This is a genomic window from Streptomyces fradiae (assembly GCF_041270065.1).
Taxonomy (GTDB): Bacteria; Actinomycetota; Actinomycetes; order Streptomycetales; family Streptomycetaceae; genus Streptomyces.
The window spans coordinates 1379676-1401273 of record NZ_CP065958.1; the positions used below are offsets into that span (position 1 = coordinate 1379676).

A 21598-nucleotide genomic window follows, 5' to 3' on the forward strand; every position below is an offset into this window, starting at 1 on the left:
CGCGCCGCGCCCACCCGTCATCCGGATTTCGGCCGGGATCCGGTCTCAGCCGATCTTCGGGTCCCGGTCCCGGGCCGCCCGCTCCTCGAAGATCCGCATCGCCTTGGCCGTGACCGGCCCCGGCGTCCCGGCAAGCTCCCGGTCGTCCACCCGGTGCACGGCCTGCACGTCGCGCAGGGTCGAGGTCAGGAAGATCTCGTCGGCGCTCTCCAGGACGTCCAGCGGCAGGTCGGTCTCCTCCGCGCCGGTCCACTCGGCGGCCAGGGCGCGGGTGATGCCCGCGAGGCAGCCGGAGGACACCGGCGGGGTGAGGATCCGGCCGTCGACCACGACGAAGACATTGGAGCCGGTGCCCTCGCAGAGCCGCCCCACGGTGTTGGCGAAGAGCGCCTCGGAGGCGCCCCGCTCGTGCGCGCGGGCGAGCGCGACGACGTTCTCGGCGTACGAGGTGGTCTTGAGGCCGGTCAGCGCGCCGCGCTCGTTACGGGTCCAGGGCACCGTGATCACGGCGGTGGTGTCCGGGCGGCGGCGGGTCTCGCCGAGGGCCACGACCAGACCGGGGCCGGCGTCCCCGCGCTCGGAGCCGAGCGGGGAGAGCCCGCCGGTGTACGTGATGCGCAGCCGGCCGAGCTCCATCGGGTTGGCGGCGAGGACGGCGGCGACCGCGCGACGTACCTCGTCGAGGTCGGGATCGGGCAGGCCGAGGCCGCGGGCGGAGCGGGTCAGCCGCTCCAGGTGGAGGGTGAGGGCGAACGTTTCGCCGCGCTCGGCCTTGACCGTCTCGAAGATGCCGTCGCCGACGGTCAGCCCGTGGTCGAGGACCGAGACCCGCGCGCTCTCGGCGTCGTGCAGCGCGCCGTTGACCCACAGTTTCATCGAGATATGGCCTTTCCAGTCGCCTCGTACGCGCCCGACGCTATCGCGACCAGGCGGGCGGCCTTGAGCTCGGTCTCGGCCCATTCGCGCTCGGGGTCGGAGCCCCAGGTGATGCCGGCGCCGGTGCCGAAGCGCAGCACGCCCTCGGCCCGGTCGATCCAGAAGGTGCGGATGCCGACGGCCAGCTCGGCGGTGCGCCGGTCGGCGTCGACCCAGCCGATGCCGCCGCAGTAGGGGCCGCGCGGGACGGTCTCCAGGGCCTCGATGATCCGCAGGGCGCTGGACTTGGGGGCGCCGGTCACGGAGCCGGGCGGGAAGGTGGCGGCGAGCAGCTCGGGCCAGCCCGCGCCGTCGCGCAGTTCGCCGCGGACGGTGGAGACCAGATGGACCAGACCCGGGTGCGGCTCGACCGCGCACAGCTCGGGCACGGTGACGGAGCCGGTGGCGCAGACCCGGCCGAGGTCGTTGCGGACCAGGTCCACGATCATCACGTTCTCGGCGTGGTCCTTCTCCAGGAGGTCGTCGGCGGTCCGGCCGGTGCCCTTGATGGGGCCGGACTCGACGACGGGGCCGGTGCGCCGCAGATAGAGCTCGGGCGAGGCGGTGGCGATCTCCACGCCGTGCGCGGGCAGCCGGACCGTGCCGGCGTACGGGGCGGGGTTGCCGCGCGCGAGGAGCGCGGTGAGCGCGTCGACGTCGGCGGCGGCCGGATCGGGCAGCGGCGCGGACATCACCCGGCAGAGGTTCGCCTGGTAGACCTCGCCGCGCGCGATGTGTTCGCGCACGCGGCGCACGCCCGCGGTGTACGCGGCGCGGTCGAGCGAGGACGTCCAGTCGCCGGCCGCCGGTCCGCGCCAGGCGCCCGGGACGGGCGCGGGGACGGGATCGGGCCGCACGTCGCCGAAACGCGCGCAGGTCAGCCGGCCCTCGAAGTCCGCGACGACCGCCCAGAAACCGGAGGAGTCCAGGGCCTCGGGGTCGTGGGTGACGTCCCGGAGGTCGGTGGCGAGGAGGCCGCCGAAGCGGGCCAGAGGAGCGAGGGGGTGCACAGAGCGAGTCTAGGTCCGCGGGAGGGAAGCGGCCGGGGCCGTGGAAGGACTCCGGGGAAGGAGGGGCGCGTGGGGTGGGACGGGTGGGAGGGGGCGCTGGGAGCCACCTCGGGGACACGTGGAGTGAACGCCGTACGAACGCTCCCGGACGCCCTCGCGGGGCCGCAGGTCAGCACGCTGCGGAAACGCGTTTTTGTACTGGCCCAGGAATCCGCTAGAGTTCAACACGTCGCCGGGACGCGCAAGCGGAACGGAAACGACAAGCGGACGTGGCTCAGTTGGTAGAGCATCACCTTGCCAAGGTGAGGGTCGCGAGTTCGAATCTCGTCGTCCGCTCGATGTGGGGGATCTTCCCGAACCCCCGAATCACACTCCTGGTGGAGTGGCCGAGAGGCGAGGCAACGGCCTGCAAAGCCGTCTACACGGGTTCAAATCCCGTCTCCACCTCCAAGGACGATTAGCTCAGCGGGAGAGCGCTTCCCTGACACGGAAGAGGTCACTGGTTCAATCCCAGTATCGTCCACTGGACCTTCGGGTCCCGGATCTTCGGATCCCCCGCGCGATTAGCTCAGCGGGAGAGCGCTTCCCTGACACGGAAGAGGTCACTGGTTCAATCCCAGTATCGCGCACTGGACCTTCGGGTCCCGGACCTTCGGGTCGTCCCGCGCGATTAGCTCAGCGGGAGAGCGCTTCCCTGACACGGAAGAGGTCACTGGTTCAATCCCAGTATCGCGCACCAGTCACGAGCCCCCGGCCGCGCAAGCGACCGGGGGCTTCGTCGTGCCGTGAGCGGTCCGGCGTGGGGCCGGGCCCCCGGAGGGACCGGGCCGCACGACCGGGCTCGGCTCAGGAGGAGAACAGCATCCGGCCGAAACCGCGGTGGCCGTGGTGCCCGTGGTGACCGTGGTGACCGCCGTGGTGCGGGGCGCCCCAGGCCGGGGCGGCGGGCTGCGCGGGGTAGGCCTGCGGCGGCGGGGCCTGCTGGACCCACTGGGACTCCAGGCGGGTCAGGGCCTCCAGCTCGCCGTAGTCCAGGAAGATGCCGCGGCAGCCGCTGCACTGCTCAATCTGGACGCCGTTGCGGTTGTACGTGTGCATGGCCGCGTGGCACTTGGGACACTGCATGCGGACTCAACTCCCTGCCGTTCGAATGGGGCTCTCACATTACGGGGACGCCGGCGGCGGCAACTCGGTTCGGAGCGAACCGATTCGGGCGCAGGTGTCGATCATCACGTCCTCCACGTCGTCCAGCGGGCGCCCCTCGGCGGTGGACTTGGCGACGGCGAGCGCCGCGGTCTGCACGGTGAGCGCGCGGGCCGGGACGTCGAGCCGCGCCCAAGGGTCGGCGCCGCCGGTGGCGGGGCTGCGGGTGGCGGGGCCGCCGGCCGTCTCGTACGCGGAGAGGAAGCGCGCCCACACCTCCGGCGCGAGCAGCCCGGCCGCGAACCAGGCGGCGGGCCGGGCCAGGTCCCAGGCCGGGTCGCCGACCCCGAGGTCGTCCACGTCGATCAACCGCCAGCGGGCGTCCGGACCCGGCTCCCCGAGGCGTACGAGCTGACCGAGGTGGAAGTCGCCGTGGCAGAGGATCGCCGGTACGGCGGGCTCCGGGGCGAAGTCGGGGAGGGTGAGCCAGGCGCGCAGCACCACGGGCGTTGCGGGATGGTCCGGGGCCGCGCGCCGCATCCGCTCCACGGCGAGGGCCGCCTTCACCGGGGCGCGCATCGGCGGAGTGCCCGGCGGCGCCGGGGCCTGGTGCAGCCGGGCCAGCAGCCGGCCGGCCGCCTCCCAGGGGGCGGCGCCGGGATCCTCGGGGTCGACGGGACTGCCGTACGGCCACAGGCTCAGGGGCCGGTCCGCGTGCGGTGTCCGCGGTCCGGGCAGCGGCGGCAGCAGCACCTCGGCGAGGTCCGGCAGCGCGGCGACCGATATCCGCGCCCGCAGGTCGGCCGGGTCGCCGTCGGGCCCGTGCGCCTTGAGCACGAGCCGCCCATGCCGTACGACGGTCCCGTCGGCCCGATCGGCGAGCAGCCCGGCCCGGCACGGGCACGTCGCCCCGTCGGGCTCCCCGGGATGCGCGGCGGCGCGGGCGAGGGTGTGCAGCTGCAGCAGGGCGGTGTCGTCCACGGCGTGGAGCCTACGCGGCGGTCGTCGCGTGGCGGCCGGCCGGTGCCGGGCGGCCGCGCCGCCGGAGCCCGGGCGTCCGGCGTCGTGCTGGACGCCGGCACGCCGAGCCTCAAGGCGCCGGGCGCCGAGCCGCCAGATGCCGGTGTCGGATGCCAGGTACCGGTCTGCCAGCCTCCGGAAGCTGGATGCCGGTCTCCGGGCCAACGGGTACGGGACGGCGGACGCCGGGCCTACGGGTGCAGGCCTCAGGCCGCCATGTGCCAGCCCCCGGACGGCCGGTGCCGGTCGGCGAGTGCCGGAAGCGGGATGGCGGATTCAGGACGGCGAGTGCCGGACTTCAGGCCGCTGGGTGTCGGACGGGAGGCTGCCCGTGGCCGGGCCGCCGGCCCCCGGGCGCCGGGAGCCGGGAGCCGCGCTGCCAGACGCACGAGTGATTCGCGGTGCCGGCCCCGGGTGCCGGTGGGCGGATGAGCTGCGCCAAGCAGCCGGGCGCCCCGGGCCCGGGAAGCGCGAGGGCCGGTCAGCTCCCCAGCTGACCGGCCGCACGCTGCCGTCCGCCGCACCCCCGTCCCCACGGGGCTGATGGCCGGATGTCCCCGACCCGGGCCGCTCTCCCGGGTCCGGGGCGCTGTTCAGCGCCCCAGCATCACGCCCACGGACGACGCCTGAGTGACCACCGCGTCCCAGCCGCCGAAGACGACTACGAGCAGGGCCGCGAGAGGGAGGACCATGGCGGTCGCCACCAGCGGGTGACGGCGGCTCGAAGGGCGGGTGGTGGTCATCCGCGGGGCCGGGTACGCCATGGGTCCTCTCCTGTCGTGTCGGACGCGGCGGGTGCGGTGACCTCGGGGGACGAGTGCTGCACCCGCCGCTCGACAACCAATCTAGGCAGCGGGCGCGCCCCGGGCGTCATGCCCGCGTACCGACTTCCGGGCCTCCCGGAGGATGACGGGCCTCCGAACGGCGTACTCCCCTGGGTGGAGACGGATCGTCCGGACTGGGGGTCATCCCGGAGGGGACGCCCCGGGCACCCCTCCGGGACGGCCGTGTGACCTGCCCCACGTTCGGCCCGGGCCGTCGGGGTGTCGCACCGCCCCGGAGTCAACGCCCTTGATATGAGGGAGTGTTGGCGAGTGGCACGGCTGACCCCGTCTCAAGTGTCCCCCTCAGCACTGACAATCGATGCGGCCCTGAGGGCGCGGCCTGTGAGCGGGCCGGGGCAGGGGTACGTAAGCTGTGCCACGTCGAACGGACGAGGGGACGGACATGGCGATGATGCGGCTCCGGCGCGAGGACCCGCGGATCGTCGGGTCGTTCCGGCTGCACCGCCGGCTGGGCGCCGGCGGGATGGGGGTCGTGTACCTAGGTTCGGACCGGCGCGGCCAGCGCGTGGCGCTCAAGGTGATCCGCCCCGACCTCGCCGAGGACCAGGAGTTCCGCTCGCGCTTCGCCCGCGAGGTGTCCGCCGCCCGGCGCATCCGCGGCGGCTGCACCGCCCGGCTCGTCGCCGCCGACCTGGAGGCCGAGCGCCCCTGGTTCGCCACCCAGTACGTGCCCGGCCCCTCCCTGCACGACCGGGTCGCCGAGGAGGGTCCGCTGCGGGCCGCGGACGTGGCCTCGATCGGCGCCGCCCTGTCCGAGGGCCTGGTCGCCGTGCACGAGGCCGGCGTCGTCCACCGCGACCTCAAGCCGTCCAACATCCTGCTCTCGCCCAAGGGCCCCCGGATCATCGACTTCGGCATCGCCTGGGCGACCGGCGCCAGCACCCTCACCCACGTCGGCACCGCCGTCGGCTCCCCCGGCTTCCTCGCGCCCGAGCAGGTGCGGGGTGCGCCCGTCACCGCCGCGACCGACGTCTTCTCGCTCGGCGCCACCCTCGCGTACGCCGCGATGGGCGACTCCCCCTTCGGGCACGGCAGCTCAGAGGTCATGCTCTACCGGGTCGTGCACGAGGAGCCCCAGCTGCACGGCGTGCCCGACGCGCTCGCGCCGCTGGTGCGGGCCTGCCTCGCGAAGGACCCGGAGGAGCGGCCCAGCACCCTCCAGCTGTCCATGCGGCTCAAGGAGATCGCCGCGCGGGAGGCGCAGGGGCTGCCCGCCGCCGCCCGGCCGCCCGGCCAGCGCGAGCGGGCCGAGGAGCGCAGCCCCGTCCGGCCCACGGAGCGGTACACCGAGCGCACCACCGAGCGGTCGCTCGACCGCGGCGGGGAGGGGGGCGGCGAACGGCCGGCCACCGACCGGCCCACCGGCGGGCGCCCCTCCACGGCGGCGCGCCCCTCGGCCTCCCGGCCGTCCGCGTCCCGTACGGGTGCCGGTGCGCGGGGCGGTCAGTCCCGGCCCGGTACGCGCCCGGGCACCCGCACCGGGGCCCGCGGCACCTCCACCGGGCGCCGGCCCGCCAACCCGCGGCTGCTGCGTCAGCGGCTGTTCGTCTTCGTCGTCGTCACGCTGATCGTGGCGCTGGGGATCGCGGCCGCGCAGGCGCTGCAGGGGTGAGCCCCGGGGTGGGTCGCCGAGGTGGGTCGCCCCGAGGGCTGCGCCTCGGGGGCGTGGCCTGGGGGTGCGTCCGAGGCCGGGGCCCGGGGTTGTGTCCCGAGGGCTGCGCCTCGGGGCCTTGGGCCCGGGGCCGTCCTGGGGTTGCGGCCGGGGCCGTGGCCCGAGGTTGTGGCCCGAAGGCTGCGCCTCAGGCCGTGACCCAGTGGTGCGGTCTGGGGTTGTGACCCGGGGTGCGGTCCGGGCCGTGGCCCGGGTTGCGGCCGAGACCGTGGCCCCGAGGTGCGGCCCGCCTGTTAGGGCTGCGGGCGGCCGCTCGTCACCGCGTAGAAGGCCACCGCCGCCGCCGCGCCCACGTTCAGCGAGTCCACGCCGTGGGCCATCGGGATCCGGACCCACTCGTCCGCCGCGCGCAGCGCCTGCGTCGACAGGCCCTCGCCCTCCGCGCCCAGCATCAGGGCCACCCGGTCCAGCTTGTGCGGGGCCGCGGCGTCGATCGACGCCGCCCGGTCCGCCGGGGTCAGCGCGAGGAGCTTGAAGCCCGCCACCCGTACCGCCTCCAGACCGCGCGGCCAGGTGTCCAGGCGGGCGTACGGGACCGAGAACACCGCGCCCATCGACACCTTCACCGAGCGGCGGTACAGCGGGTCCGCGCAGTCCGGCGACAGGAGCACCGCGTCCATGCCGAGCGCGGCCGCGCTGCGGAAGATCGCGCCGATGTTGGTGTGGTCGTTCACCGCCTCCATCACCGCCACCCGGCGGGCGCCCGCGAGCAGCTCCGCCGCGGACGGCAGCGGCTTGCGCTGCATCGACGCCAGCGCGCCGCGGTGCACGTGGTAGCCCGTCACGCGTTCGGCGAGGTCCGGGCTCACCGCGTACACCGGAGCCGGGAGCTCGTCGATGACGTCGCGCATGACGTCCACCCACTTGGCCGAGAGCAGCATAGAGCGCATCTCGTAGCCGGCGTCCTTGGCGCGGCGGATCACCTTCTCGCCCTCGGCGATGAACAGGCCCTCGGCCGGCTCGCGTCTGCGGCGCAGCTCGACGTCGGTCAGTCCGGTGTAGTCCCGCAGGCGCGGGTCGTCGGGGTCGTCGATCGTGATGAGTTCGGCCACGGGGTGATACTGCCTTGTCCGGTGGGTGGTGCCAATGCGTGCGGGTGGTGACGTCCGACGTCGGTCGGGCGTCGGTCGGGCGTCGGTCGGGCCTCAGTGGGTGGGCTTGGCGGTGGGGTTCTTGGCCGGGGACTCGTGGACCACGTCGCCGATGACGATGACCGCCGGCGGGCGCACGTCCTGCGTCGTGACGGTCTCGGCGACCGTCGCCAGCGTCGCGTCCACCCGGCGCTGGGCGGCCGTCGTGCCCTCCTGGATCAGCGCCAGCGGGGTCTCCGGCGCCTTGCCGTTCGCCATCAGCGCCTCCGCGATCTTGCCGATCTTGTCGACGCCCATGAGGATGACGAGCGTTCCGGTGAGCCGCGCCAGCGACGCCCAGTCGACCAGCGAGCGCGGGTCGTCCGGTGCCACGTGGCCGCTGACCACCGTGAACTCGTGGGCCACCCCGCGATGGGTGACCGGGATGCCGGCTGCGCCGGGCACCGAGATCGAGCTGGAGATGCCCGGGACCACCGTGCAGGCGATGCCCTCGGCGGCCAGCGCCTGGGCCTCCTCCATGCCGCGGCCGAAGACGAAGGGGTCGCCGCCCTTCAGGCGGACGACGGACTTCCCGGCCTTGGCGTGCTCGATCAGCGCGTTGTTGATGGCCTCCTGGGCCATGAACCGGCCGTACGGGATCTTCGCCGCGTCGATCACCTCGACGTGCGGGGGCAGCTCCGAGAGCAGGTCGCGCGGGCCGAGGCGGTCCGCGATCACCACGTCCGCCTCCGCGAGGAGGCGGCGGCCGCGGACCGTGATCAGGTCCGGGTCACCCGGGCCGCCGCCGACGAGCGCGACGAACGGGGTGCGGGCGCGCTGCCCCGGAGCCGCGATCGAACCGTCCCGCAGGCCCTCGACGATCGCGTCCCGCACGGCCGCCGAGCGGCGCGGGTCGCGGCCGGTGAGCACCGCGACCGTCACGCCCTCGCTGGCGCCCGTCGCCGGGGTCCACGCGGTGGCCGCCTCGGCGTCGTCGGAGCGGACGCACCAGGTCTTCGTGCGCTCGGCCTCGGCGGAGATGGCGGCGTTCGCCGCCGGGTCGGTGGTGGCGACCAGGGCGTACCAGGCGTCGGCGAGGTCGCCTTCCTCGTAGCGCCGCTTGATCCAGGTGATCTCGCCGGTCTCGGCCATCGCGTCCACGGACGGGGTCGCGGAGGGCGAGATCAGGGTCACCCGGGCGCCGGCCGCGATCAGTGCGGGCAGCCGGCGCTGGGCCACCTGGCCACCGCCGAACACGACGACGCGGCGGCCGGCGAGGCGCAGTCCGACGGGGTAGGCGGGGTGCTCGGCGTGGTCGCTCATGGTGCGGGCGGCTCCTCTGGAGGGGCGGTGCTTGCGCACCAAATCGTATCGGTGACCTGCGGGGATCTCGCTGTGATGGACATCCCTTGCCGAGCGCCGTCGGTCGGTGCGTGCGGGACGCTCCGGGCACCGCATTCGGGACTGCATGATTTACGGCGCGGTCAGGTGCGACCAGTGCGGAACGTCCTTGTTCCGCGCCACAAATCACGCTTTACGTCCCGAACGTCGGTGCCCTGCACGTCCCCCACTCCCCTGGGTGGGCGGTGGGGGCGTGCGGCGCTTCCCTACTTTTCGGTGACGCCCGCCGAGTCGAACGTCGCCACCTCGTGCATCGCCCGAGCGGCGCTCTGGACCACCGGGAGGGCGAGCAGGGCGCCGGTGCCCTCGCCGAGGCGGAGGTCCAGGTCGACCAGGGGGCGCAGGCCCAGCTTGTTGAGGGCCGCGACGTGGCCCGGCTCGGCGCTGCGGTGGCCCGCGATGCAGGCCGCGAGGGATTCGGGCGCGATGGCGCGGGCGACGAGGGCCGCCGCGCCGGTGGAGACGCCGTCGAGGATGACCGGGGTACGGAGCGAGGACGCGCCCAGGATCAGGCCGACGAGCGCCGCGTGCTCCAGGCCGCCGATCGCCGCGAGGACACCGATCGGGTCCGCCGGGTCCGGCTTGTGGAGGTCGAGCGCCCGGCGGACCACGTCCACCTTGCGGGCGTGCATCTCGTCGTTGATGCCGGTGCCGCGGCCGGTGACCTCGACCGGGTCGACGCCGGTGTAGACCGAGATGAGCGCGGCGGACGCGGTGGTGTTCGCGATGCCCATCTCGCCGGTGAGCAGCGCCTTGTTGCCGGCCGCCACCAGGTCGCGGGCGGTCTCGATGCCGACCTCGATCGCGGCGATCGCCTCTTCGCGGGTCATCGCCTGACCGATGGTGAAGTCGGCGGTGCCGGCCTTGACCTTGCGCGGGAGCAGACCGGGCGTGGAGGGCAGGTCGGAGGCCACGCCGACGTCGATGACGCAGACCTCGGCGCCCACCTGGTTGGCGAAGGCGTTGCAGACGGCGCCGCCGCCGAGGAAGTTCGCGACCATCTGGCCGGTCACCTCCTGGGGCCAGGCGGTGACGCCCTGGGCGTGCACCCCGTGGTCGCCGGCGAAGATCGCGACGGCGGCCGGCTCGGGGATCGGCGGCGGGCAGACCCGGGACAGGCCGCAGAGCTGCGCGGAGATGATCTCCAGCATGCCGAGCGCCCCCGCGGGCTTCGTCATGCGCTTCTGGCGCTCCCAGGCCTCGCCGAGCGCCTTGGCGTCCAGCGGGCGGATGTTGGCGACGGTCTCCTGGAGCAGGTCGTGCGGCTCCTCGCCGGGCAGCGCGCGGCGGCCGTACGTCTCCTCGTGGACGACCCAGGACAGCGGGCGGCGCTTGGACCAGCCCGCCTGCATCAGCTCGGGCTCCTCGGGGAACTCGTCGACGTAGCCGACGCAGAGGTACGCGACCACTTCGAGGTGCTCGGGCAGGCCGAGGGCGCGGACCATCTCGCGCTCGTCGAAGAAGCTGACCCAGCCGACGCCGAGGCCCTCGGCGCGGGCGGCGAGCCACAGGTTCTCGACGGCGAGCGCCGAGGAGTACGGGGCCATCTGCGGCTGCGTGTAGCGGCCGAGGGTGTGCCGGCCGCCGCGGGTCGGGTCCGCGGTGACGACGATGTTCACCGGGGTGTCGAGGATGGCCTCGATCTTCAGTTCCTTGAACTGCTTCGCCCGGCCCTTGGGCAGCGACTTGGCGTACGCGTCGCGCTGGGTCTGGGCCAGCTCGTGCATCGTCCGGCGGGTCTCCGCGGACCGGATGACGACGAAGTCCCAGGGCTGCGAGTGGCCGACGGAAGGCGCCGTGTGGGCCGCCTCAAGGACGCGGAGCAGCACCTCGTGCGGGATCGGGTCGGGGCGGAAGCCGTTGCGGATGTCGCGGCGCTCGCGCATCACGCGGAGGACTGCCTCGCGCTCGGCCTCGTCGTAACCGGGGGCGCGGTCGCCGGCCGGTGCCGTCTCGGGTGCCGTCTCGGCTGCTGTCTCGGGTGCCGTCTCGGCTGCTGCTTCCGGGGCGGCCTGGGCCTGCGCTTCGACCTCGGCCCCAGCCTCGGCCTGGGCCTCCGGCTCGGGGGCTGCGGAGGGCTCGATCACGGGCTCGGCGGCGGGGGTGGGTACGGCCTCCGGCTCCGCCGGGGCCTCCGCGACGGGCTCGGGCTGGGGCTCGGGGGCGGCCTCGACGACGGCCTCTGCCGGGAGTTCGGGCTCCGCGGCGACCTCGACGACGGGTTCCGGGGCGACCTCAATCGGGACCTCGGGCTGCGCCTCGGCCACGACCGGGATCTCCTCCGCGGCGACCTCGACGGGGGCCGGGGCCGGCTGCTCCTCGGGGGCGACGACCGGGGCCTCGGTCACGACCGGCTCGACCATGATCGGCTCGGCGGGAGCCTCGACCGCGACCGGCGCCTCGGGCTGCGGCTCCGGTTCGGCCTCGCGCGGTGCGGGGACCGGGGCCTCCTGTGCGACCGGCTCCGCGGCGGGCGGCTCGGCGGCCGGCGGTTCCACGACGGCGGGTTCGGCGACGACGGGCTCGGCCACGGCCTGCGGCTGCTCCGGCTGCGGGTCCTGGACCGGGAGGACCGGCTCCGGGGCGGGCGTCGGGGCCAGGTGCGGGGCGGTCGGGACGGAGCCCTCGACCGGGACGAACTGCACGGCCTGCGGGGCGACCGGCTCCGCCGGGGCGGGGGTCTGCGGCTCCTGGGGCTGCGCGGTCCACGGCACGGCGCCCTGCGGGGCCGTCTGCTGGTCCTGCGGCGGCACGTCCAGGTACTCGGGGCCGGTGGTCGGCGGGCCCGGGGTGCGGACCGGCATCGGCGTGGGCGCCGCGGCCGCGGCCGGGGCCGCGACGGGCGCGGGCTGCGCGGCGGGGGCGGCGGCCGGGCCGCGGTCGGCGAGGGAGCGCACCACGCCGCCGGTGGCGTCCGGCATCGGCGGGCCCATGTGCAGCGGGCGGCGCGCGGGCTGCGGGGCCTGCGCGGGCGCCGGGGCGGGCATCCGGACGCCGCTCAGGTCGACGGAGCCGGAGTCGCGGCCGGCCGCCTCGTGGGCGCCGGTGTCGAGGATGCCGGGCTCGTAGCCGTGGTCGGTGAGGACCGGCTCGTGCGGTACGCCGTGCGCCGGGGTGGCCTGCGGGGGCACCGGCACGCCCTGCGGCGGGGTGGCGGTGACCTGCTCGATGGGGGCGGTCAGCGGATCGACGACCGGGCCCGGGGCGGGCACGGTGACCGGCGGCGCGGGCACGACGCCCGGCTGCAGCTCGCTCCAGGCGCCCTGGGCGCCCGGCATCAGCAGTACCTCGTCGTCCTCGGCTGCGTTCTCGGAGGGGTCCAGGTAGGCGTACGCGCCCGGGGCGGGGATGCCCGGCTGCTCGCCCGTGCCTGCGTTCTCCGGCAGCCCCTCAGCCGGGACCTGGCCGGTGTCCGTCATGCTGCGTACCCCTCGCCCATCGGTTGTGCTCCTTCAGACCTTCGCCCGTCAACAAGAACGAGCTCGCGCGCCGCGCGGCACGAAGCACGCGCGGACACCCATGCATTGTCGCGGCCTTCGGCCATCCTGGCAGGCGGATCCGCCACCCTTGGCTGTGGACTGCGCCACGTCGCGCCGTCCCCCCGTCGTCCCGCACCCTGTGAGGGGGCAAGAAGGCCCCAGGTCCAGGACATTGACGAACAACACGCCGAACGTCCGGGTGCGGTACAACAATCGGCCAGCCTACCTTCCCCGATGACCCCCGCGATCACGGGGAGCATCCGTCCGGTTGCCGGACAGGAGGAAGACCACGGAGCGCCCGCGCTCGGTCCATTCGGCCGGGTCGAGGCCCACGGTCTGCAGCAGCGCGCACTCCACGGCGTAGCCGCCGTCGGCCAGTGCCGCGCCGATCGCCTCGGCCTCGTCGCGGGTGGCGGCGTGGGTGACGATCCGCTCGGGCCTGCGGTCGGTGACAGCGGTGACGACCGGGACTCCCCCGGCCCCGATGCGTACGACATCGGGTTCGGGAAGGCTCTCCAGGACGTGCGGGGCGCGGCCGGTGACGGTCTGGAGGTGGCGGCCGGCGGCGCGGGCGGCGGCCTCGGTGCGGGCGCAGGCGGCGGGGTCGGCGTCGACGGCGATGACGGCGGCGCCGAAGCGGGCGGCGTCGACGGCGAAGGCTCCGTCGGCGCAGCCGATGTCCCAGACCAGGTCGCCCTCGCGGGGGCCGAGCCGGGCGAGCTGGGCGGCGCGCAGGGTGGGGTCCTGGCCGGTGCGGCCGCCGGTGTCCTCGGTGGGCAGGGCCCAGCCGCGTACCGCCGGGGTGTCGTGGCCCATGAGCCAGCCGCCGGTGGAGCCGCCGCCGATGACGAGGACGACGTTGGGGTCGCGCCAGGCGTGGTCGGCGGCCTTGTCGGAGGTGACGACGGTGACCTGTTCGCGGTCCGTGCCGAGTTCCTCGCAGATGACGAAGGTGCGGTGGACTCCGTCGAGGAGCAGGGCGAGTTCGGCGGGGCCGGCGCCGGGTGAGGTGAGGACGGCGACCTTGGGGTGGGCGCGGCAGACGTTGACGGCGCGGCGCAGGGTGCGCTGGTGGGCGACGACGACGCGGGCGTCGTCCCAGGGCATGCCGGCCCGGGCGAAGGCGGCGGCGACGCTGGAGACGGCGGGTACGACCTCGACCTCCAGGCCGTGTTCGGGGGCGCGCAGGGTGCGGACGACGCCGAAGAAGCCGGGGTCGCCGTCGGCGAGGACGACGGCGGTGCCGCGGTGGCCGGCGATGCGGCGGGCGGCGAGGTCGACGCTGCCGAGGCGGATGCGTTCGGCGGCGGCCGGGACCTCCGGGAGGGCGAGGTGGTGGGCGGCGCCGGCCACCAGGGTGGCGGCGGCGAGCGCGGACCGGGCCGCCGCGGTGAGGGGCGAGCCGTCCCAGCCGATCACCGTGACCCGGTCGGCCATCTGTGTCTGTCTCCCTGAGGGGTGTGTGCAGGTCGGGGGCGGGTCGAGCCTACCTGGGCCGGGCCAGGGCCTGTCCGACGGATCAGGGTCGGACCCGGCCATGATCCGCCGGACAGGCCCTAGCTCCAGTCGGCGTAGGTGGAGAGGCCGGCCTCGGCCATCTGGTCGGCGTCGAGGTCCTCGGGGAGGAGGCTCCACACGATGAGGTCGGTGCGGATGTCGGTCCAGGCGCCTGTCTCGGTCTGGCTGCGCGCTATCCAGGCGTTGCGCAGGACGCCTTCGCTGATGCAGCCGATCTTCTGGGCGACCTGCTGGGAGGCGGTGTTGTCGGCGGCGGTGCGCAGTTCGAGGCGTTCGAAGCCGCGGTCGCCGAAGAGCCATTGGGCGACGGCGAGGACGGATTCGGTGGCGTAGCCCTCGCCGCGGGCCCAGGGGGCGGTGACGTAGGCGACCTCGGTGGCGCGGGTGCGCCAGTTGGTGCTGTGGAGGTGGACGATGCCGACGAGGCGCTGGGTGAGGAACTCGGTGACGGCGAAGACGATGCCGCGGCCCTCGGTGCGTTCCGCAGGAGCGATCCTGCGGACCCAGTCCTCGGCGTCGCGCGGGGTGTAGGGGTGCGGGACGGAGGTCCAGGCGACGACGAGTTCGTCGTTCATCATCTCCACGAAGGCGGGGATGTCGGCCTCTTCGAACGCGCGCAGCACCAACCGGTCCGTGCTGATGGAGATGGACGGGAAGGTCGTAGTCATGCGCAACTCCATACGTGAAGACCGTGAAGGCACAGCATGCAGCATGCGGTGGTCGCGCGCATGCGCGGGGTGAACCCGAAGGCCCCGCGCGCCGGTACGGGGCGGGCGGGGCCTTCGGGACGGGGACGGCGCCAAGGGGCGTGCCGCGGGCCTTACTTGGCGGGGGCGCCGAAGGCCGGGACGACGGAGCCCTTGTAGGTGTCCTCGATGTACTTCTTCACCTCGGGGGAGTTGAGCAGCTTGACGAGCTTCTGCACCCGGGCGTCGTTCTCGTTGCCGGCCTTGACGGCGAGGAAGTTGGCGTAGGGGTTGCCCTCCGCCTTCTCCAGGACGAGGGCGTCCTTCGCCGGGGAGAGCTTGGCCTCGATCGCGTAGTTGCCGTTGACGACGGCGGCGTCGACGTCGTTCAGGGCGCGGGGCACGGTGGCGGCCTCCAGCTCCTTGAACTCCAGGCCCTTCTTGTCGGTGATGTCGGAGAGCTTGGCGTCGGTGCCGACGCCCGCCTTGAGGGTGATGAGCCCGTTGTCGGCGAGCAGGTGGAGCGCGCGGCCCTCGTTGGTGGTGTCGTTGGGGACGGCGACGGTCTGGCCGGCCTTGATGTCCTTCACCGACGTGACCTTCTTGGAGTAGAGGCCGAGCGGCTCCAGGTGCACGTTCACCACGGGGACGATGTGGGTGTTGTTCTTCTTGTTGAAGTCGTCGAGGTACGGCTTGTGCTGGAAGTAGTTGGCGTCGACCTGGCCGGACTCGGTGGCGGTGTTCGGCAGGACGTAGTCCGTGAACTCCTTCACCTCCAGCTTCAGGCCCTCCTTGGCGGCGAGCTTGTCCTTGACGAAGTTGAGGATGTCGGCGTGCGGCGTCGGGGACGCGGCGACGACGAGCGGCTTGTCGGCGGAGCCGGCCGCGTCCTTGGTGGAGGTCGGGTCGGAGGAGGTGCCGCACGCGGTCAGGCCGAGGGCGAGGGCGGCGGTGGCGGCGATGCCGGCGGAGAGCTTGATGTTCTTGCGCACGAAGAGTGCCTCTTTCCGGTGGTGCGGTTGCTGCGCCTGGACAACAAGTCCGGGCTGTTCTTCGGGGGTACGAAGTCGGGGGTGCCCTGCGGTTACGCGGTGCGGGTCACGCGGTGCGGCCGCGGCGGGCGAGGAGGCGGACGACGCCGTCGCCGATGAGCTGGACGACGGTGACGATCACGACCAGGACGACGACGGTGACCAGCATGAAGGTGGTGTCGAAGCGCTGGTATCCGTACGTGATGGCCTTGGAGCCGAGTCCTTCGCCGCCGACCGCGCCGGCCATGGCGGAGTAGCCGATGAGCACGATGACGGTGGTGGTGACGGCGGAGACCAGGGAGGGCAGGGCCTGCGGGAGCAGGACCTTGCGGACGATGGTGGGGATGCCGCCGCCCATGGACTGGACGGCTTCGACGAGTCCGTGGTCGACCTCGCGGATCGCGGTCTCGACGAGCCGGGCGAAGAAGGGGATGGCGCCGATGGCGAGCGGCACGATCATCGCGGTGGGGCCGATGAAGGTGCCGACGACGAGGGTGGTGAAGGGGATCAGGGCGATCAGCAGGATGATGAACGGGAGCGAGCGGCCCACGTTCACGATCGCGCCGACGACCTTGTTCACCGGGCGGTTCTGCAGCAGTCCGCCCTTGTCGGTGAGGACGAGCAGGATGCCGAGCGGGAGGCCGCCGGCGATGGTGACGACGGTGGCCCACAGGACCATGTAGAGGGTGTCGACGGTGCCCTGCTCGAGCAGCGGCTGCATCTCGGACCAGGTCACTTGGCACCTTCCTTCACCAGGACGGGCGCGGCGGCGGTGGCCGGTCCGGCGTCCTGCGGTTCGACGATCTCGACCTGGAGGCCCTGCTCGCGCAGGAAGCCGACCGGGACGACGTTCTCCTCGTAACGGCCGGGGAGTTCGATCCGCATGCGGCCGATCTGGCGTCCGCCGACGGTGTCCATGGCGGCGCCGAGGATCGAGATGTCGATGTTGTACGTACGGGCGAGCTGCGAGATCACCGGCTGTCCGGCGGTCTCGCCGTGGAAGGTGACGTCCACGACGGTGCGGTCGAGTCCGGTGGCGGCGCCGCTGACCGGGAAGAGTTCGGCGGCGAGCTGGGAGCCGGGGGTGGCGAGGAGTTCGCCGACGGTGCCGGACTCGACGACCCGGCCGTGCTGCATGAGGGCGGCCGAGTCGCAGATGGTCTTGACGACGTCCATCTCGTGGGTGATGAGGAGGACGGTGAGGCCGAGCTGCCGGTTGAGGTCGCGCAGCAGCTGGAGGATGGAGCGGGTGGTCTCGGGGTCGAGGGCGCTGGTGGCCTCGTCCGAGAGCAGCACCTTGGGCTTGCCGGCGAGGGCGCGCGCGATGCCGACGCGCTGCTTCTGGCCGCCGGAGAGCTGGCCGGGGTAGGCCTTGGCCTTGTCGGCGAGGCCGACGAGGTCGAGGAGTTCCAGGGCGCGGCGGGAGCGTTCGGCGCCGGAGACGCCGAGGATCTCCAGGGGCAGCTCGATGTTGTCCTTGACGGTGCGCGAGGACAGCAGGTTGAAGTGCTGGAAGACCATGCCGATGCTGCTGCGGGCGCGGCGCAGTTCCTTGCCGGCGCGGCGGCCCTTTCCGGCGAGGGCGGTGAGGTCGACGCCGTCGACGGTCACGGTGCCGGAGGTGGGGCGCTCCAGGAGGTTGACGCAGCGGATGAGCGAGGACTTGCCGGCGCCGCTCTGGCCGATCACGCCGAAGACCTCGCCTTCGCGAACGTGGAGGTCGACGCCGTCCAGAGCGGTGACCTGGCGGCCTCGCGACTCGTAGACCTTGGTCAGGCCCGAAGTGGTGATCACAGGGTTTCCGTCACTGTCGAGTGCGCGGCGCTGGGTCCGCCGTGCACGGGCATTCGTCATTTCGGACAGTCAGGCGCAGGGCGGCTGGTCACGGCGGTGGCCGGGAGGCAGCGCGTGCGCGCGGGGCGGGCTCGGTCCGGTGCCGGAAGGGGCGGCGGATCGGCTCGGCCGTGGGGCTCGCTTCGGGGCGCGAGTCTCAGGCGGGGGCCCTCAGTTGGCGCACATTCGACACATACAGCGAGCACCGGGCGTCTGGTTCGCCTCGGTCGCAAGGGTGCGGCTGCTCGTCGTGGTCATGTCGGTAAGTAAAGCATGCAAATGTGCGAACGGAAGGGAGCTGTCCGTATAGCGGACAGCGGTGAGACGGCATGCGGACGGACCGGGTCCGCGGCGGGGACGGCGGCGGGCGCTGCTCCCCCGGGCGTGGCCTGGGCGGGGAGCGGTCACGGACCCGGTCGGCACGGGGGTCCGCCGCGGGGCGGCCGGGGGCGGGGGTGTGGCCAAGGCCACGGTCCAGGGCTCCGCCATGCGTACGGCGGGGGCCGGGCGGGCGCGGTCGCGGGGGCCGGGCGCATCGGGGCGTTCGGGCCGTAATACCCTCGGGCGCATGCTTGACGCCCTGACGGTCGCGGTCTCGGTGGCCGCGCTCGCCCTCGCCGCCTGGTGCGGCTTCGCCGCCTATCGCAACCAGCCCACCAAGGACTGGCACTTCATCGGCATGGCCGTGGTGACCTTCCTCGCCCTGGTGCAGCTGGTGGTCGGCATCGTGCAGCTGGTGCGCGGCGAGAGCGCGGAGGAGGGCACCACGATCTTCATCGCCTATCTCCTCGGCGCGCTGTGCGCGGTGCCCGCCGCCGGACTGCTCTCGCTGACCGAGCGCAGCAAGTGGGGCTCGACGACGGTGGCGGCGGGCGCGGTCGTGCTCGCGGTGCTCGAAGTGCGTCTCTACGACATCTGGACGGTGGGCTGATCATGACCGCGACCGAGACCGGGACCGGGAACGAGGCCGGGAACGCGCGGAAGCCCGGCCGTCTGGTGCAGGGCCCGGGCGTGCTGCTCGTCTGGCTGTACGGCGTGATGTCGGTCGGCGCGGTGTCCCGCTCGATCTACCAGATCGCCACCGAGTTCGACCGGGCGCCGCTGGCGTACGGCCTGTCGGCGGTGGCCGCGGTCGTGTACGCCTTCATCACGTACACGCTGGTACGGGGCGGCGAGACGGCCCGCAGGGCGGCGCTGGTGTGCTGCGCCGCCGAGCTCGCGGGCGTGCTGATCGTCGGCACCTGGACGCTGGTCGAGCCCTCGGCCTTCCCGGACGCGACGGTCTGGTCGGACTACGGCTACGGCTACCTCTTCATCCCGGTGCTGCTGCCGCTGAGCGGCATCTGGTGGCTGCGGCGGTCCAAGGCCGCCTAGGCGGCCTTCTCCAGGGTGACGAGGGTGAGCCGGGGCCCGACCTCGCGGGTGGAGACCTGGGCGTACCCCTTGCTGCGGTACAGCCGCAGGTTGCCCTCGCTGCGGTGGCCGGTGAACAGCTGGAAGCGCTTGGCGGCCGGGGCGGGCTCCGCCGCGTAGTGGCGCTCGATGGCGTCGAGGAGCCGGCCGCCGATGCCGTGGCGCTGCATCCGCGGGTGGACGACGAGCTTGGCGATGCGCACCGTGCCGTCCTCGTCGAGCCGGCCGCGCACGGAGGCGACGATCTCCTCGCCCAGCTTCGCGACGAAGGCGCGGCCCTCGGTGAGTTCGGCGCGCAGGGCGTCGAGCGACTGGGTCAGCGGCTCGATCGACCAGTCCTGGTAGATCTCGGCCTCGCGCTGGTAGCAGAGGTACTGGAGCTTCAGAATGCTCTCCGCGTCCTCGGCCGCGTCCGCCGCTGAGATGGTCACGCTCATGCCCATGTGCGCATGCCTCCCGCTCGTCTGATCCACCGTGGGTCTACGGCACCTTTCCCCGCGCACCGGCACCGGGAACCTCCGCAGCCAGCATTCTGCGCAGGCATCCCAGGCACCGGGAACGCATCGGCCCCAGACTGCCCTGTGAGATACCCAACGCTCCTGCGATTTCGCGGTAGGTGGGGTCGTCGGGGTGGAGCATCGCGGTGAGCAGCCGCGGGCAGTGGCCGGGGGTGCGGCGGACGGCGGCGCGCAGCGTCCTACGCCGCTCGGCGTGCAGGGCGTGGCTCTCGGGCGAGCCGTGCGCCGGGGACTCGTGCGCGGGCTCGTGGCCCGGCTCGCCGTGGAAGGACCGCTCGTGGGCGCTGGCGCGCCGGGCCCTGCGCGCCTCGGCCCGGACGGCGCGGCGGAGCCAGTCGGCGGGCCGTTCGGGTGCGTCGTCGTCCCGGATCCGTTCGAGCAGGCGCAGCAGCACCGCCTGTTCGAGATCGTCGGCCTCGACGCCCGCGCCGGGCGCCTCGGCCTGCGACTCGGCGGCGAGCAGCGGGGTGAGGGCGGTGAGCAGGGCGTCGGGGGTGCCGGGGGCGCTGGGGGAGGTCATGCCCGCGACGATGCGACCGGCCCCCGGCCCGGTTGCGCCCCCGGCCCGAAACCACCCGGTCGGGCGTACGGGCCGGGGACCGCGCTCGTACGGACGCCTCGCGTACGGACGCCTAGCGGTCGCGGAAGTCCGCGGCGGCCAGCAGGGCCGTGTCGGCGTTGTCGGAGAAGATGCCGTCGATGCCCGTCTCGAAGAAGCGCTTGAGCGCGCCGAAGGCGTCGCCGTACGCGTTGGGGTCGGTGCCCCGGCGGTACTCGGCCGGCAGGAAGGTGTTCTCGTTGCGCTGGGTGTACGGGTGGAGGATCAGGCCCTGGGCGTGGGCGTCGCGGACCAGGGTGGTCTCGGCGCCGAGCCGGCCGCTCGCGTCGCGCGGCAGGATCAGGTCGAGGGTGGGGCCGATGCCCTGCGCGTACGAGGCGATCCAGCGCAGGCCCGCGGGCGTGACCAGGTCGGCGACGGTGCGCGGGTCGCCGGCCTCGACGAAGTCCCAGGGGCGGGTGTTAGCCCCGGAGAGCAGCACGACGCGCGGGGAGTCGACCAGGCGGGCCAGCCGCTGGATGCTGCCGGGCTCGAAGGACTGGAGGAAGACCGGGGAGTCGGCGCGGTGGCGGCCGTAGCGGCGGAGCAGCTTCGCGAGCCGCTCTTCGAGGGGCAGGCCGATCGAGCGGAAGTAGGTGGGGTGCTTGGTCTCGACGTGCAGCCACACCGGGCGGCCGCGGCGGCGGCCCTCCTGCTCGGCCCAGCGCAGCACCTCCTCGAAGGTGGGGACGGCCCAGCGTCCGTCGTAGAGGGTGTTCTCCTGGCGGGTGGCGGGGATGCGCTCCTTGGCCCGCAGGGTCTTGAGTTCGGCGAGCGTGAAGTCCTCGGTGAACCAGCCGGTGAGGGCGGCCCCGTCGACGGTCTTGGTGGTCTTCCGGGAGGCGAACTCGGGGTGGTCGGCGACATCGGTGGTGCCGGTGATGTCGTTCTCGTGGCGGCAGACCAGGTGCCCGTCCTTGGTGGGGACGAGGTCCTGCTCGACGACGTCGGCGCCCAGGGTGAGCGCAAGCTGGTAGGAGCCGAGGGTGTGCTCGGGGCGGTAGCCGCTGGCGCCGCGGTGGCCGATGACGGTGGGGACGGGCAGCGAGCGGTAGCCCCCGCGGCCGTGGCCCCGGTCGCGGGCGCCCGGCTCGCCGTCGGCGGTGGCGGCGACGGCGGACTGGACGGCCTGGGCGGTGCCGCCGGCGAGGACGGTGGACCCGCCGAGGACGGCGGCGCCGGCCGCGCCGAGGACCGCGCGTCGGTCCGGGGTCGGGCGCTCGGGCTGTGTCATGAACACTCCTTCGGTGTGATCTCCGTGTGATGTCCCGCACCTGTCAACTGCGCCCCCGACGCTAGGCATTGCGGCCCTACGGGCGGCAGACCTGCGCGGAACATGGCGGAAACACACGTCAACACGCCGTATCCGTTGCGTGAACCCGATGTGCGGAGCGTGGTGACCCGCGAGTATCGTCGCCATCTGCACCGTCGGCTCGACGAGCCGCA

At 73.8% G+C, this 21598-nt stretch carries 19 protein-coding genes and 5 tRNA genes; 8 read left to right on the plus strand and 16 right to left on the minus strand.

Annotated features, from left to right (window positions below; all coding sequences use genetic code 11):
* Window positions 1-45: 45 nt before the first annotated feature.
* Window positions 46-876, minus strand: coding sequence for an aminotransferase class IV (locus JAO84_RS06090; protein ID WP_370411114.1), 831 nt, complete (start codon window positions 874-876; stop codon window positions 46-48).
* Window positions 873-1925 carry a chorismate-binding protein gene (locus JAO84_RS06095; protein ID WP_370411116.1) on the minus strand — a complete coding sequence of 351 codons (1053 nt, stop codon included), beginning with the start codon at window positions 1923-1925 and terminating at the stop codon, window positions 873-875. The genes JAO84_RS06090 and JAO84_RS06095 overlap by 4 nt, the downstream gene beginning before the upstream one ends.
* 263 nt (window positions 1926-2188) lie before the next feature.
* Here JAO84_RS06095 and JAO84_RS06100 point away from each other — a divergent pair.
* The 5 genes from JAO84_RS06100 to JAO84_RS06120 all read left to right on the plus strand — a co-directional run bounded on the left by JAO84_RS06100 (window position 2189) and on the right by JAO84_RS06120 (window position 2664).
* A tRNA-Gly gene (locus tag JAO84_RS06100) sits at window positions 2189-2261 on the plus strand.
* Window positions 2262-2301: 40 nt separating this feature from the next.
* Window positions 2302-2375, plus strand: a tRNA-Cys gene (locus tag JAO84_RS06105).
* Window position 2376: 1 nt separating this feature from the next.
* A tRNA-Val gene (locus JAO84_RS06110) sits at window positions 2377-2448 on the plus strand.
* Between the two features lie 34 nt (window positions 2449-2482).
* Window positions 2483-2554, plus strand: a tRNA-Val gene (locus JAO84_RS06115).
* 35 nt (window positions 2555-2589) lie between these two features.
* Window positions 2590-2664, plus strand: a tRNA-Val gene (locus tag JAO84_RS06120).
* Window positions 2665-2771: 107 nt separating this feature from the next.
* On the opposite strand, the gene JAO84_RS06125 is transcribed toward JAO84_RS06120, so the two are convergent.
* From JAO84_RS06125 to JAO84_RS06135, 3 genes are all read right to left on the minus strand, one after another.
* Window positions 2772-3050: a zf-TFIIB domain-containing protein gene (locus JAO84_RS06125; protein WP_370411118.1), complete on the minus strand. Its 279-nt coding sequence runs from the start codon at window positions 3048-3050 to the stop codon at window positions 2772-2774.
* Window positions 3051-3089: 39 nt separating this feature from the next.
* Window positions 3090-4049, minus strand: coding sequence for a phosphotransferase family protein (locus JAO84_RS06130; protein ID WP_370411120.1), 960 nt, complete (start codon window positions 4047-4049; stop codon window positions 3090-3092).
* Between the two features lie 632 nt (window positions 4050-4681).
* Complete coding sequence (locus tag JAO84_RS06135; RefSeq protein ID WP_265865432.1) at window positions 4682-4852, minus strand: hypothetical protein; 171 nt, start codon at window positions 4850-4852, stop codon at window positions 4682-4684.
* A 463-nt stretch (window positions 4853-5315) separates the two neighbouring features.
* Between JAO84_RS06135 and JAO84_RS06140 the strand changes: the two genes are divergently transcribed.
* Entirely contained in the window at window positions 5316-6545 is a 1230-nt protein-coding gene (locus tag JAO84_RS06140) for a protein kinase (RefSeq protein WP_370411122.1), read from the plus strand.
* Window positions 6546-6838: 293 nt separating this feature from the next.
* Here the strand turns inward: JAO84_RS06140 and JAO84_RS06145 are convergent, their stop codons facing one another.
* From JAO84_RS06145 to JAO84_RS06180, 8 genes are all read right to left on the minus strand, one after another.
* Window positions 6839-7657, minus strand: coding sequence for a TrmH family RNA methyltransferase (locus tag JAO84_RS06145; RefSeq protein ID WP_370411124.1), 819 nt, complete (start codon window positions 7655-7657; stop codon window positions 6839-6841).
* A 93-nt stretch (window positions 7658-7750) separates the two neighbouring features.
* Window positions 7751-8998 carry a uroporphyrinogen-III C-methyltransferase gene (cobA, locus tag JAO84_RS06150; RefSeq protein ID WP_370411126.1) on the minus strand — a complete coding sequence of 416 codons (1248 nt, stop codon included), beginning with the start codon at window positions 8996-8998 and terminating at the stop codon, window positions 7751-7753.
* Between the two features lie 284 nt (window positions 8999-9282).
* On the minus strand, window positions 9283-12495 hold the full coding sequence (cobT, locus tag JAO84_RS06155; protein ID WP_370411128.1) for a nicotinate-nucleotide--dimethylbenzimidazole phosphoribosyltransferase: 3213 nt from the start codon (window positions 12493-12495) through the stop codon (window positions 9283-9285).
* Window positions 12496-12777: 282 nt separating this feature from the next.
* Window positions 12778-13992, minus strand: coding sequence for a precorrin-6y C5,15-methyltransferase (decarboxylating) subunit CbiE (gene cbiE / locus JAO84_RS06160; protein ID WP_370411130.1), 1215 nt, complete (start codon window positions 13990-13992; stop codon window positions 12778-12780).
* Window positions 13993-14111: 119 nt separating this feature from the next.
* Window positions 14112-14753, minus strand: a complete 642-nt coding sequence (locus tag JAO84_RS06165) for a GNAT family N-acetyltransferase (RefSeq protein WP_265865438.1) — start codon at window positions 14751-14753, stop codon at window positions 14112-14114.
* A 140-nt stretch (window positions 14754-14893) separates the two neighbouring features.
* A complete protein-coding gene (locus JAO84_RS06170) occupies window positions 14894-15751 on the minus strand; it encodes a MetQ/NlpA family ABC transporter substrate-binding protein (protein WP_370411133.1) in 858 nt (285 codons plus the stop codon).
* Between the two features lie 106 nt (window positions 15752-15857).
* A complete protein-coding gene (locus tag JAO84_RS06175; protein WP_265865440.1) occupies window positions 15858-16526 on the minus strand; it encodes a methionine ABC transporter permease in 669 nt (222 codons plus the stop codon).
* Entirely contained in the window at window positions 16523-17584 is a 1062-nt protein-coding gene (locus tag JAO84_RS06180) for a methionine ABC transporter ATP-binding protein (protein WP_265865441.1), read from the minus strand. Before JAO84_RS06180 ends, JAO84_RS06175 begins: the two co-directional genes overlap by 4 nt.
* A gap of 607 nt (window positions 17585-18191) precedes the next feature.
* On the opposite strand from JAO84_RS06180, the gene JAO84_RS06185 reads away from it, so the two are divergent.
* Window positions 18192-18554: a hypothetical protein gene (locus tag JAO84_RS06185; protein WP_370411136.1), complete on the plus strand. Its 363-nt coding sequence runs from the start codon at window positions 18192-18194 to the stop codon at window positions 18552-18554.
* A gap of 2 nt (window positions 18555-18556) precedes the next feature.
* Window positions 18557-18997 carry a hypothetical protein gene (locus tag JAO84_RS06190; protein WP_370411138.1) on the plus strand — a complete coding sequence of 147 codons (441 nt, stop codon included), beginning with the start codon at window positions 18557-18559 and terminating at the stop codon, window positions 18995-18997.
* On the opposite strand, the gene JAO84_RS06195 is transcribed toward JAO84_RS06190, so the two are convergent.
* The 3 genes from JAO84_RS06195 to JAO84_RS06205 all read right to left on the minus strand — a co-directional run bounded on the left by JAO84_RS06195 (window position 18994) and on the right by JAO84_RS06205 (window position 21386).
* Entirely contained in the window at window positions 18994-19479 is a 486-nt protein-coding gene (locus JAO84_RS06195; RefSeq protein ID WP_370411140.1) for a GNAT family N-acetyltransferase, read from the minus strand. The genes JAO84_RS06190 and JAO84_RS06195 overlap by 4 nt on opposite strands.
* Window positions 19480-19516: 37 nt before the next feature.
* Window positions 19517-20074, minus strand: coding sequence for a sigma-70 family RNA polymerase sigma factor (locus JAO84_RS06200; protein ID WP_370411142.1), 558 nt, complete (start codon window positions 20072-20074; stop codon window positions 19517-19519).
* Window positions 20075-20186: 112 nt separating this feature from the next.
* Complete coding sequence (locus JAO84_RS06205) at window positions 20187-21386, minus strand: glycerophosphodiester phosphodiesterase (RefSeq protein ID WP_370411144.1); 1200 nt, start codon at window positions 21384-21386, stop codon at window positions 20187-20189.
* Window positions 21387-21598: the final 212 nt, after the last annotated feature.